Here is a 13,527-nt window from a genome sequence, read left to right on the forward strand (position 1 = left end):
CTACAGATACTTCTTATTAATAAAAAATAGTTTTACGCGAAAGGATATTTCACCAATCTGGAAAATATCCTTATTCTTTAACTCAATTGCTTCTTCATTTCCTAAAACACATCTGTTCCCTTTTCTCTTTACAATGGTTCCATTGGAAGAACCCATATCCTTGATCCAGACCTCGTTTTGGCTTTTGAATATTGTACAGTGGGTTCCGGATACTATCGGGTCTCTTAAGCATACGTCAGATGTCTTTGGATTCCTACCAAATGTAATAACCTTCTCTGGATTAAATATGTAATTTACTTTCTTCTTTGCCTGCTTTGTTATCAATTGGAGCATAACCTTGTCTTCTAGTTGATAACGATCCTCTATTTTTCCTGTTAGTACTGGATTCGTTAATGCATTACATAATGCATCCTCCTTCAAGATATCAAATGCTGCTTGATTTTTCTTCTTCCTTTGTTTATTAATCCGACGATTTAGAAAGAAGAACGTTCCAATCAATAGCACTGCTGCAATAATACCTAAAATCTTGGCTAACATATAACTTCTCCTCTCTTATAAACGATACAACTTATCCATATAACTATTTAGTAATCGTACAGTCTGGTAAGGCTTTTTGTAGTTTTTTTATCTGAGAAGCTGACACCTTCGTATCAGAAAGGTTCACAACCCATAAATTCTTAAGTTTATATAGAGCAGAGATATCTTTTACAGACGTACCAGATAAATCAATAACCTTTAACTCTTCGAAGTTCTTCACCACAGATATATCCTTCAAATCCTTATTATGATCCAAACGAATTTCCGTTAATGCTGTCAATTTAGATAAAGAACTGATATCCTTAATTTGATTGTATGATAGGATCAGACTGTTTACATTCTTCAAACCGGAAAGGTCTGACACATCCTTTACTTTATTCTTGGTAAGGTTTATACAGCCAAGATTACTTAATTCTTTAAGGCCTTCAAGGTTCTTAATCTTATTGTTTTGTAAATCAAGATACGTTAAGTAAATACCTTTCTCAAGTCCACTTGTAGTTGTTAATGCATTATTCTTCATAATCAAACTGGTAACTTTACCAATATCCTTAACCTTACTATAATTCTTTAATTTCTTACTACTTAGATCTACTTCATACTCTTCTTTTGGTTTCTCAACCTTTTCTGGTTGGTCTTCTGGTTTGTTGTCTGTTTCATTGCCTTCTGTTGTCGGTTTTTCTACCGTTGTTGGCTCTTCAACTACTATAATCTTTTCAACATATTGAGCTATTCCAGTCCCAACGCCGGACTTTTCATTAAAAGCTACTATATCATCTTCAAAATTACTGTACTTTGTCTGTTTTTGCGTAAATCCTAGAATTACACCTGTAATGCCAATAATAACAATTCCTAAAGGAATCGCAATCTTTAATATTCTACTTGCCGATTTATTCTTACTAGTCTCTGTTTGTGTCTCACTGTTTTGGTTTTGACTAGTTGTACTTTGTTCCTTGGTTATACTTTGTTCCTTAGTTATTCCTTGTCTCTCAATTGGAGTTATTTCTGAAGATTTTATCATTACCGTAGCATCGATATCCTCTATGTAGCTATCATTCTCTTTTTCATGATTTAAAAAAACTGTGGATTCATACTCATTCTCTATATTCTTTTCTGGTTCTTTCTTAGTGTAGTTACCACTATTTCTTTCATTACTACCAGCATTCAGATATACAGTTCCTTCTTCGGAATCCATGGACTTCTGTTCTATATTATTCTTTTCTTCTTCCTTTGTAACAGTAGATTTTTCAAAAAGAATTTCTTCTTGCGTAATATGTACGTTCTCTAATGCTTCATAAAACTCCTTAGCAGTTGAAAATCGATTATCAGGTTCATACTGACAGGCTTTTAGAATCTGGTCTACAAATTCCTTTTCACCATTCTTTGGCGCAGGAATCTCTTCTCCTTGGAATCTCTTCTTAAGAGCTTCTTGTTTTTCACTAAATCGAAGCACACCATTCTCTGCACTCATGAACGGTGCCCGCCTATTATTCAGATAATAATACATAACCATACCTAATGAATAGATATCAACTCTCTCATCATACATCTCACCACGATAAACCTCTGGTGCCATATATCCGTAGGTACCCTTAACAGACAGCCCACTTTCTACACCTTCTAGCTGCCTTGCAATTCCAAAGTCCCCAAGTTTGAAATCTCCATCTTCTGATACGAATATGTTGACAGGCTTGATATCTCTATGTATGATGTTCCTCTTTTGACAGATTTCAAGTGCCGTACACAAATCTTTTCCTAACTTTAATATAGTACGGGTGGTCATTCCGAATTCCTGTACATAATCATTTAAACTAGTTAGAAGTTCCATACGGATAAGAATATAGTACCCAATTCCGTTTTCTTTTGGTATGATTTTATGATCCTCGAAACTTACGATGTTCGTTCTTCCCTTTAGTTCCTCCATAATCTGAATTTCTTTGTAGATTACTTCTGCTACTTCATATAGATATTGGGATGCAGTCCCAAGATCTGAACTTTCTGATATGATATCTTTTTCTTCATTATCTGTCTTGGGAAGTGATATAATTTTCAAAGCGCTATAATACTTCCGTCCAAATTCTTCTTTATAGATCTTATAGACGCTTCCGTAACTACCTTCTCCAATCAGACTTTCAATATACCATGACTCCCAAAAAGGTTCTAAGCTATGTGGATTGAAATTACTCATTCTGGTTTCCTCTCCTTATATACATTATGAAATCTTTAGTATAATTGCGGTTATATTATCTCGCGCCCCTAAAATCTGAGCTTGTTCTACCAGCTTCCTTGCTATTTCGTTAGCTTCATACATGCAATACTCTTTCAAGTACGTTTCTAAAGTCTGTTCCGTCATTGTTTCCATCAGTCCATCACTACAGAGAACAAGAATCATTGGTTCATATGGGATTTCTCCATAATGAGGCTCAATTACAAATTCTTTTTTTGAAATTCCAAGATACTGCGTCAAACGGTTTTGACCAAACATACGATTTAAATGGTTACTACCATTCCCTATCTCAAGAAGCATTGCAGCTTGATTATGATCTCTTGAAAGCTGCTTAATCTTATTGTCCTTATATTGATAAATCTTGCTATCTCCTATATTAGCATAATAAATCTGATCACTCTCACAATAAACCAACGCTAATGTACTTCCTGTTTTCTTACCCATATCTGCTAATTCAATAACTTTCTGGTTTGCTTCCTGAATCATCTCTTCTAGACTCTCATATACAGAAATATTAGGTTGACGATGAAGTAGTCTATTTTCATTCTTTGCAATACTCTGGACTACTGTCTGAGATGCCTCTCTCCCATACCCAGTCCCTCCCATACCATCACATAGGACACACATACTCGGTAAATCTAGTTCTACAGAATCTATTTCCTCCAGTTCTTCCTGATAGCGGTATTGGTGATTTATAAAAAAATTGTCTTCATTCTTCTCCCGAAAGGAGCCCTTGATTGTAAATACACCTGCTTGAATTCTTTGTTCCATCGGTTATTTCCCTCCGACTCTAGATATAATAATCAAAAAAATGACAATATCCTCATTCTATATTGATATTATACTCGATTTATTTCCACAATCAACCATTTTAGAAAAAATGTAGGACTAATGGACTATAAAAAGGCTGTTACACTATGTGTACAGCCTGTATTAATAAACCCATTGGGCATGATTTTAATAATAACTATTTACTATTTAGAATAACAACTCCCTCTTTATTATCAACTGTATAATCCATATTTAATAGCTCTGCCCAATCACTTAATTTAATATAAGCAAAATAATTAGCTTCGCTATCTCCCCATAAACTAGGGCATTCACTTAATTTAATATTAAGTTTTTGGTTATTTTTCATAAAATAATACTCATCCTTAATTCCTTCATCATCAAAAGGAAAATATACCTCATAAGAATCATTACTTATAGTATATCTTGTTATGTTATTCTCATTATCAATATCATAGTCCCCATCTAGATATTCTGTTATGATCTCACGTTGCATATAATCCTGAACATTCCCATTATAGTCTAGTATAACCCCATAACCGACCAACGTAAGCCATTCCTGTTCATCTACGCTATATACAAATTGGGGGTCGTATTTTTTACTAGTATATTGATTACCATTGATAACAAGTTCCTCAATTACAATTCTCGGCATATTTGTTAACATATCCTCATCCACAGTCGCGTCAATGTACTCTTCTTGTCGTACTCCTTCAACATAGAAAAGTTGAAGATACTCTATACTCTTTTCTTTATCAAGCTTATTAATCCATGAAAGGTTAGTACTATAAAACTGTTTATCATCTTTATACATAGTAATATTAATGTTTGAAAGACCTTCGTCTTTTACTTTATATTTATCGCCATAAAGCAAACGAAGCTCATAAACAAATTCGTAAACTGTTCTTATATTGTTATACTTTTGGAAGGTCACACTAATAGAATAGCCCTCGTCTTCTGTGGTTATTTTTATGTCTCCAGATGCATATTTGTCACTCAAGATTTTAATGTCATCCGCTATAAAGTCTTGTAGTTTCTCCATGTAATCCGTATAAATGTATTTACTATATTTTGCGGGAAACAATCCAGGCGGATTATAATCAAGACCACCTTCCACATCAAAATCAAATCCAAATTCTGACTGAAAATGATATATCGTTATCTCACTTTCTTCCTCAGTATCTTGCTTTTTCTCCGTTGAAATAAGTTTGCAAGAACCTCCATAGTTTTCTCTAATGTACGAAAAAACCTCCTGTTCAGTAGGAGGATATTTATCCCCACATCCTGTAAAAAGTATCATAAAAATACTACTCAACATAATAAATACTGTTTTCGATCTCCCCCATTTTATCATATCATTAATCGCTCCCACTAATTTTAAACCTCCTTAATCATTAATTTTCCCACTCTAAATACAGACGATACACCCTCATAGCTATACAACGATACCAAAAATTAACACCATAATTCTAACTATACTTGAGTCTAATAACTCTACATAAATCCTTATGTAAATCACACCACTTTATCATAAATTCTTTGTTCTGATTTGACGTAGTTTGTTCTTATATTTTTAAGTACTTCACCCATTTGAGTAAAGTTATTACTATGTGTTTTTAAAAGAATGTTCGCACCTCTTATCAGTAATGATGGTCTTATCATTCCTGAGTCTATATTTTTTGCTATTTCCTCAAGATCTTCGGACATTTGCTTTAATTGCCTACTATAATCAGTCATTTTCGACTCTGCTTCTTGAAGCGTACTAGCTTTTACTGCGAAATCTGTATCTCCTAATATTTCTGTTAAAGGTAACGTTTTTATTTGTATGTCCTCACCATTGTTATTTACCTCAACTCTTTTCAAATCTTTAGTTACCATGAGAATCACACTTAATAGCTTTGTCATTTCACGTCTCGATAATGTACATCCTGTTTTATTATTTATAATAGCTGTTATTAAACTTAATGTCGGATCGAACGGATTAGATAAATGAATAGCTACATCACTTACAGCAGTCATACTTAAATCCAAAAATATTCCATTTGTAACATATACAACTGTATCAACCAAATCGCTAACATTTGACAATCCAGATTTATTAAGAACTTCTTTTAGTGCATCTATTAATTCAGGGTTTACTTGTTGATATTTAAGTAGATAGGCCGTTAGATTTGCAATACTATCAACATTATCATCTCTCAATATGATATCTAATAATTGATCAAGACTAGTCCCTTTAAACCCCTCCTCCACTAATTCCCCTATCATTTCCAATGTCTTTTGTTTATCTTCAGATGGTAAGGTTCTCAAATAACTATTCAGGAACTCATCCACTGCAATCATATTGGGATCTTGGGGGCTTTCATTTATATATGCCTTTATATATGCATTATTATACTCTTTATACTCTTTATCACCTATTATCCACCTATAATATCTTGTTTTTAGTAGATTAGATTTATAATAAAAAAATGTGGAGGGGCCATGACTTTCTGCAAATCCACCTTCTCCGTAATCATATCCTTTATAATATTTCTTAGTTCCGATATCATTTAATAGTATATTGACATAATCCGTATCCACATTATGATTTTCTATCTTATCTTGATTATACATAATCTCTTTTTTATATTTTTCCATAAACTCATCTGAGAAGCCTTGACCATCATAGGCAACACATCGATCTACCGTATTATCTCTAATTGTTATATATTTTGACTTATTACCGCCCTTAGAATGACCTGTTATCGTTACATAATATTCTTCTAAATCTAATGAACGATACCACTTTAATGCACTCTCTTGGCACTCTGTAGAAACACCATCTGAAGCATCTGTCTTTCCTCCAGCCACAAAATTATCTTTCCATTCATCCGCGGAGGTTCCTCTAAAGGCTACCACTGCCTCTTTTGTTGTCGGATCAATAAATACAGCACTGATTCCTCCACCAGCTTCTTTATCGACATAAGTTGTTACTATCTCCATTCTCATCAGTTGTTCATCTGACTTAATAGTTCTAATGATTTTTTTCCAATCAATTCCTGTCACAAAGGCATCATAGCCTTTGTCATTAATTAACTCTGATGTTTCTATGCTCTCCATTATTTCAGCAACTGTTTTCCCTTTACACTTAACAATACTTTTGAGTGGATCATTTTCTTTCATATACATCAAATTATTAAGTAACAACAATTGTTCTTTGGATAATTTTTCTGACATAATTATTCTTCCCCTTCATGATTAAATTGTTGAAAAGTCTCCTCAATTATAATAGAATCCTTTCCTTCACTACTTATATAATCGGCAAAGTCATTACCATCCACACAGTCTGTAGGTATATCACTCAACACATAAATACTATAACTACCATAAATTTTTTTTTCTTTTATTATATCCTGTACATGCTTTATTAAACTTGAAGGATCCTTTTCTTCTTTTCCATTAACAAATATTTCTGTATCATTTTTTATCCTAAAACTCTCATTAATGATTCTGTTAACATCAAATATCTCATTTATCTCTTCTTCACGCATAGAACTCATATTTACTTGAATAGCCACACATTGCTTACATCCCTCTTGTAATACTTTCAAGAGTTCCTCTTCATACTTTTCTTTTAATAGAACTCCAGAATAATTATCTGTTATTGCATACACATCTCCGCTATCTTTTTTTTCAATATCAATGCGCATATCATACCATTCATCATCATCATCTGCTATAAATATAAATTCTGTAAAGTCATGAAAGATATCGTTACTTTCTCCCCTAATAATTTTAAACGTATGACTTGGATATTTTCTCTCTAAGTATTCTTTGGCAGAATCAAATTGTCTTAAAACCTCTATTTGCCAATCAGAAAGTTTTCCTTCCTTAACTCTTTCTTCATTGAAAGACATTTCAATTAATAAATCTCTTTGTTCGTCTGTCATAGCTGTGATTTCCTCCTTTTCCTCATCATTCTTCATATCCTTACAAGCGCTTAAACTTAATCCAGTGACTATGATTATTGTGGCTAGTAAAAGCTTTATTCCTTTTTTCATCTATATATACTCCCTTCAATTATTGGATTACAGAATTCAAATCTTAGTGATAGTCTTGTTTCAAGTTTTCTGAAATAGCTATTTTTTTTATGCCTTATCAACTTTTTTTCCATCATAATGAGTTATACTTTTTAGTGTAGGATTATCTTTAAAATGCATTAAATTATTCAGTAGTAATAACTGTTCTGTGGATAATTTTACTGACATAATTATTCTTCCCCTTCATGATTAAATTGCTGGAAAGTCTCTCGTATTATAATAGAATCCTCTCCTTCATTACTAACATATTCTAAAAAATCATTTCCTTCTATACAGTCCTCTGGTATATACTCCAATACATAAACGATATAGCTACCATATATTTTCTTTTCCTTTATTATATCTTGGATTTGATCTACTAAAGTTGAAGGGTTCATTTCATCTTTTCCATTAATAAAAATCCTTGTACGATGTGTTATTTCAAAACCCTCATTAATGATTCTATTTACATCAAATGTATAACCAACCTCTTCTCCGTCCATATTTTTCATACTCTCTTTAACAGCAACGCATTGTATACAAGAGCTTTGTAATACTTTCAACAGTTCTTTTTCATACTTTTCTTCTAATAAGGTTCCATAATAGTCATCTATTGCCATATAAACATTACCACTATCTTTTTTTTCAATATCAATGCGCATATCATATGATTTTTCTTTATTATCATCTGCTATAAATGAAAAATCTGTATAGTCACGATAGATGTCGTACTCACACCCCCTAATTATCTTAAACGTATGACTCGGATATTTTCTCGCCAAGTATTCTTTAGCATAGTCAAATTGTCGTAATACTTCTATTTGCCATTCTGATAGAGTTCCCTCCTTAACTGATTCATCATTTATACTCAGTTCTAATAATAAATCTCTTTGTTCGTCTGTCATCGCTGTGATTTCCTCCTTCTCCTCATCAGTTTTCATATCCTTACATGCGCTTAAACTTAATCCAGTGGCTATGATTATTATGGTTAGTAAAATCTTTATTCCTTTTTTCATCTATATATACTCCCTTCAATTATTGGATTGCAATATTCGAAACTTAGTTATAGCCTTGTTTCAAGTTTTCTGAAATAGCTAATTTTTTTATCCTTATCAACCGCTTTTCCCCTACAACTAAAAACTTTTATGTAGATTATCTTCTGTCATATACGACAAATTATTAAGTAACAATAATTGTTCTTTGGATAATTTTCTGACATAATTATTCGTCCTCTTCATGATTAAATTGCTGAAAATCTTCTTCAATTATAATAGAATCATTTTCTTCATCACTAACATAATTAAAGAAATCATTTCCTTTAACACAGTTTTTTGGTACGCCCGTCAATACATAAACAATATAACTTCCGTATATTCTCTTTTCTTTTATTAAATCTTTTACTTGTTTAACTAAGGCCAAAGGATCTGCTTCATCTTGTCCATTAATGAATATGGTAGTATGATGTGTTACTTCAAATCCCTCGTCAATTATTCTATTTACATCAAATGTTTCATTTACCTCTTCTCCATCCATTGAACTCATATCTACATGAACCGCCACACATTGTTTGCATTCTTTCTGTAATACTTTCAAGAGTTCCTCTTCATACTTTTCTTTTAATAGAACTCCAGAATAATTATCTGTTATTGCATACACATCTCCGCTATCTTTTTTTTCAATATCAATGCGCATATCATACCATTCATCATCATCATCTGCTATAAATATAAATTCTGTAAAGTCATGAAAGATATCGTTACTTTCTCCCCTAATAATTTTAAACGTATGACTTGGATATTTTCTCTCTAAGTACTCTTTGGCAGAATCAAATTGTCTTAAAACCTCTATTTGCCATTCTGAAAGTTTTCCTTCCTTAACTCCCTCTTCATCGAAAGACATCTCAATTAATAAATCTCTTTGTTCGTCTGTCATTGCTATAACTTCATCTGGCTCCTCATTTTCCATTAATTCTTTACAAGCACTCAAACTTATTCCAATCGTAATAATTATTGCCGTCAACAAAAGCTTTAATCCTTTTTTCATGTATATACTCCCATAATGACTGAATCCACCATTCATACTTAATAAATCTACTTTTTATAAGTTCTAGTTTCTTTACTTTTTTCCTCTGCAGCTTTTCTTTTTTGCGCAATTTCAAGATTTTTCAATTCAGCTTCATAAACCCTACGAGCTATTTCACGTATCGTATCTGCAGTCGTACGGATACTAGTTACCGTATCATCCAATGCTCCTTGAAGCGTCAAACACTTATTCAGATAGGTACTTGCACTATCTCCCTTCCAATCGCTAGATAGCGTCTTCATAGTATCATCAAAACTCGTACAGGATAGATTTGACAATCGATCTGCAATGGCATCAATACTATCCGCTTGCTGTTTAGCTTTCTTAAAATCCATCATGATAGATGCTTCACTCATCCTTTAGTACCTCCCCTAACTAATTAGATTTGTTGGAAGATTTTCAGCTACCTCTTTTACGGTTTTCTCAGCATCGCTATAAACACCAGCCATGGCATTAAGATCCGTTACATGTTCAGATAACCGTTTGAAAATTTCCGTTATTTCTGGTTCATATTCTTTATATATTTTTCTATGTGCATCTCCAGCATTGCCTATCCAATAGGAATTACATTTTGATACAACATCTAGCATATTGTTGAATTTGGTCTGCATCGTACTTATTTTATCTTGTACAGCCTCTGCTTTTTGATATAAGGTTTCTGGGGTGACCTTGATTATTCCACCTCCAATACCCGCACCTGTTGTTTTGCTCATTTTTTACCTCCCAACTCCATTTGATACTACACATTTCATTATTTACACCAAACTATAATAAAAAACCCCTAGATTCTATAGTTTTATTGCTTCAATTAAATCATTAACAGTATTTTTACATCTAGAATACTCCTCGCTTGCATACTTCATACAATCCATAAACTCTACCATGGATTTACAGATATCATTTAATGTTGCATAATCTTTAATAAACTGATTTATAAATTCTGACTTTGCATTTCCTTCCCACATTGTATCCAATTCTTTGATAGACTCGAACATCTCCTTCATACTATTCTGGATACTATTTAGCTCTGAACTCATGTTAAATCTATCTCTATTTAAATTTTTAGTATTAATTTCAACCTCATTTATCATCACTTTTTGCTCCCCCCTACCTATTCTCAAGCTTCTCAAAGAAAGAACTAATAGTATCAAGATCCTTAAACTTTACTTCAAGTTTTTGATATACTATTTTTCCTCTTTCATATCTATCCTCAATTTGTTTCTCACAATGCTCATAGTACTTTATAATTTCATTCAGTGTATGCGCCAACTGTTCAAACCCCTTTTTTTCTTGTTCTAATTGTATCCCAAGGCTCTGCATCTGTTCTATAATTCCTGACATTCCAGAAAGTGAACGAAGATTGGACTTGCACTGCTCCATATCTTCTATACCTATTTCTAAATATTTTTCATAATCCATTATTTTCTGACTACACTTAGACAACTGAGTTAACTCTACAGAAAACATGCTATATCCTCCACCTTCTTTAATATAGCAAGAGTCTAGTGTATATTCTTGACGATACACACTAGACACGTTCCTATGACTAACCTGATTTTTATGTATTCATTGACTATATCTTAGCCTTAGCCAATAACATTGGATGCTAAAGCACTGATTTCATCTTGGCTATCCTTTTCCGCTTTCGTATATACACTAGCCATTTCCTTCAAATCAGCTGCATGTTCTTGGATCATCTTATTGATTTTTTGAATATCAGTATCTAAACTTTTGAACTTAGTGCTATATGCAGTAGCTGCTTCACCTGTCCAAACAGAACTTAATGCTACTGCAAGATCTGTCATTTGTGATGTCAAGCTACTAACATTCTTTCCTTTAGTACTAAATGTATCTGCAGTTGTTGACAACTGTTCTGGGGTTACTTTGATTATACCTTCCATTAATTCATTCTCCTTTTTTGATTATTCTAATATTAACAAGTCAACTTTATTAGTACTTTCTTTTACTTGCAGTATCTACATTAGTGTTTTCTGCAGTCTGGTACTTTGTTGCAATGGTAACCAATGCTTCACAATACTTTTCAATTGCGTTGTGGAATTTTACCATTTGTCCTTTATCGTTTATAAAAGATGCATGGAATGCTTTATTTGCTTGACCTTCCCACATAGATTGTAATGCACTTTCTGTTGTCTCTAATTCTGTTACCTCTGTTTTAAATTTTGCATTTAATTGTTGTAAATCAGTAGCCTTCGTTGCTAGTTCTTTGGCTGTTACTTGAAATGCTGACATTGTTTATCCTCCTTATAATCATTTAGTATATTTTTTACTTCTTGGAAATTATAACATATTTAAAGCAAAAAATTCTATTTTTCTGACAGACGACACGATTTTTGGAATGAACGACATGATTTTCATTAATTTTCAAGATTTTTAAATAATTTTTGCATTCTCTTTCCCGGGTATCATTACTTTGATTTCTTTTTTTAGAACCTCTAAACTATAGTCTAATCGTATCATTTGTTCCTCGCTCCCCTGTTCTATATAACACTGGTTATCCTCCAAACAAAAACATAACTCTGTAATAATTTTCTCTCTTATAATGTCCCAGCTTTGAATCCGAGTAAGAATTCTTTTCTCCGTTTTATCAAAATCTACATCCTTAGACTTGTAAGTAAGATATCCTTCCTCTAAGATATAATCTACAAATTCTTTCTTTTCAATTTCATATATACGTAATGTATCTTCTCGTGTATTAGAAGTCTCCGTTATTAGAATTATATTTTCCTTTGAAAGATAACAGCACTTTCCTGGATAATAGTCTTTGTCAGTATTAAAAGTAATTACTTCAGTTGCTTCTTTAATTATTTTAAAAAATGTAGAATATGGTTCCTTCACTTGTATTATCTCTTCTGAAACGTTTATTATATTTTTCTTTATCATCTGATGTAATGTTTGAATAAAAATTTCCCACTTCATCTGCTCTGGTTGATTACCTAGGTAACTATAAATTCTCTGAATTCCACAGCGATTTGCCAAAATTTCGAATTCATTTAAAGAGAGAAGATAATTAACTTGAACACCTTCTACATTCATATCAAATTCTCCTTTACCACACTTCGATAGCTTCTAGATATTGGGACCTTGTTGCCATCATTCATAATTATTGTGTTTTGTGCCATTTTGATTTCCTGTACTCTACTTAAATTAAATATAAAGCTTCTATGGCTTCTTATGAAATTACCTGGTAGAATTTTTTCTAAGCTATCGATCGTATTATAAAAACAATACTCTCTCTCATCTGACATAACGATTATTTTCTTTTCTCTTGATTCAAAAAATACAATGGAAGAATATTCAATCCGTATACGATCCCCCTTAATTTCTATTATGAAACATTCTTCTTGATCTATCGTTGTATCTTTGATAAGAGCATACTGAAACATTTCTTGGACCGCTTTACATAACTGTTTTTTATCATAAGGTTTAAGTAACAAAGAAACTGCCATAATACTTGGATTAAGATAGCTCATTGGAGAAATACTACTATCTGCAATAATCTGAAGTACTATATTGGGAAATAGCCTTCTTATATGCTCCGCAAAGGCAATTGCTCCCTCTTGAGTTACATCTAAACAAAGAAAGTCTATATTCTGTTTTTGTCTGCTATATTTCCGTGCCATAACAACACCCTCACAGCATTTTATATCCCAGTCTTCTGAGCTATAATAAGCGATATTTTCTGTTACTGCCTTCTCAATTCTTTTATTCGCTTTCTTATTGCTGCAAATTAACATGGTAATCACTTATTATCCCCCCTAATTAATGCAATCACTATCTTCAGCAATACCTTCATCTAAGTTAATTCTATAATTG

16 protein-coding genes are annotated in these 13,527 nt (G+C 32.4%); all 16 read right to left on the bottom strand.

Annotated elements, in window-relative coordinates; all coding sequences use genetic code 11:
* The 16 genes from ACW2QF_RS00095 to ACW2QF_RS00170 all read right to left on the bottom strand — a co-directional run bounded on the left by ACW2QF_RS00095 (position 1) and on the right by ACW2QF_RS00170 (position 13,448).
* Positions 1-537: an FHA domain-containing protein gene (locus ACW2QF_RS00095; RefSeq protein ID WP_455713948.1), complete on the bottom strand. Its 537-nt coding sequence runs from the start codon at positions 535-537 to the stop codon at positions 1-3.
* 43 nt (positions 538-580) lie between these two features.
* Positions 581-2,722 carry a protein kinase domain-containing protein gene (locus tag ACW2QF_RS00100; protein ID WP_455713949.1) on the bottom strand — a complete coding sequence of 714 codons (2,142 nt, stop codon included), beginning with the start codon at positions 2,720-2,722 and terminating at the stop codon, positions 581-583.
* Positions 2,723-2,746: 24 nt separating this feature from the next.
* Entirely contained in the window at positions 2,747-3,532 is a 786-nt protein-coding gene (locus ACW2QF_RS00105; protein WP_455713950.1) for a PP2C family protein-serine/threonine phosphatase, read from the bottom strand.
* Positions 3,533-3,728: 196 nt separating this feature from the next.
* Positions 3,729-4,922 (bottom strand): hypothetical protein, encoded by a 1,194-nt coding sequence (locus tag ACW2QF_RS00110; protein ID WP_455713951.1) that lies wholly within the window; start codon positions 4,920-4,922, stop codon positions 3,729-3,731.
* A 143-nt stretch (positions 4,923-5,065) separates the two neighbouring features.
* Entirely contained in the window at positions 5,066-6,769 is a 1,704-nt protein-coding gene (locus ACW2QF_RS00115; protein ID WP_455713952.1) for an Mbeg1-like protein, read from the bottom strand.
* A 2-nt stretch (positions 6,770-6,771) separates the two neighbouring features.
* A complete protein-coding gene (locus ACW2QF_RS00120; protein ID WP_455713953.1) occupies positions 6,772-7,593 on the bottom strand; it encodes a hypothetical protein in 822 nt (273 codons plus the stop codon).
* A 209-nt stretch (positions 7,594-7,802) separates the two neighbouring features.
* Complete coding sequence (locus tag ACW2QF_RS00125; RefSeq protein WP_455713954.1) at positions 7,803-8,627, bottom strand: hypothetical protein; 825 nt, start codon at positions 8,625-8,627, stop codon at positions 7,803-7,805.
* A 205-nt stretch (positions 8,628-8,832) separates the two neighbouring features.
* On the bottom strand, positions 8,833-9,654 hold the full coding sequence (locus ACW2QF_RS00130; RefSeq protein ID WP_455713955.1) for a hypothetical protein: 822 nt from the start codon (positions 9,652-9,654) through the stop codon (positions 8,833-8,835).
* 47 nt (positions 9,655-9,701) lie between these two features.
* Positions 9,702-10,049 carry a WXG100 family type VII secretion target gene (locus ACW2QF_RS00135; RefSeq protein ID WP_455713956.1) on the bottom strand — a complete coding sequence of 116 codons (348 nt, stop codon included), beginning with the start codon at positions 10,047-10,049 and terminating at the stop codon, positions 9,702-9,704.
* A gap of 15 nt (positions 10,050-10,064) precedes the next feature.
* Positions 10,065-10,406, bottom strand: coding sequence for a WXG100 family type VII secretion target (locus ACW2QF_RS00140; protein ID WP_455713957.1), 342 nt, complete (start codon positions 10,404-10,406; stop codon positions 10,065-10,067).
* 75 nt (positions 10,407-10,481) lie between these two features.
* Complete coding sequence (locus tag ACW2QF_RS00145) at positions 10,482-10,787, bottom strand: hypothetical protein (protein ID WP_455713958.1); 306 nt, start codon at positions 10,785-10,787, stop codon at positions 10,482-10,484.
* A 13-nt stretch (positions 10,788-10,800) separates the two neighbouring features.
* Positions 10,801-11,220 carry a hypothetical protein gene (locus tag ACW2QF_RS00150; RefSeq protein ID WP_455713959.1) on the bottom strand — a complete coding sequence of 140 codons (420 nt, stop codon included), beginning with the start codon at positions 11,218-11,220 and terminating at the stop codon, positions 10,801-10,803.
* Positions 11,221-11,279: 59 nt separating this feature from the next.
* Positions 11,280-11,594, bottom strand: a complete 315-nt coding sequence (locus ACW2QF_RS00155) for a WXG100 family type VII secretion target (protein WP_455713960.1) — start codon at positions 11,592-11,594, stop codon at positions 11,280-11,282.
* Between the two features lie 49 nt (positions 11,595-11,643).
* On the bottom strand, positions 11,644-11,943 hold the full coding sequence (locus ACW2QF_RS00160) for a WXG100 family type VII secretion target (RefSeq protein ID WP_455713961.1): 300 nt from the start codon (positions 11,941-11,943) through the stop codon (positions 11,644-11,646).
* 141 nt (positions 11,944-12,084) lie between these two features.
* Positions 12,085-12,747: a hypothetical protein gene (locus ACW2QF_RS00165; RefSeq protein WP_455713962.1), complete on the bottom strand. Its 663-nt coding sequence runs from the start codon at positions 12,745-12,747 to the stop codon at positions 12,085-12,087.
* Positions 12,744-13,448, bottom strand: a complete 705-nt coding sequence (locus tag ACW2QF_RS00170) for a LytR/AlgR family response regulator transcription factor (RefSeq protein ID WP_455713996.1) — start codon at positions 13,446-13,448, stop codon at positions 12,744-12,746. Before ACW2QF_RS00170 ends, ACW2QF_RS00165 begins: the two co-directional genes overlap by 4 nt.
* Positions 13,449-13,527 lie beyond the last annotated feature (79 nt).

The sequence above is a fragment of the Anaerosporobacter sp. genome (genome assembly GCF_965301125.1).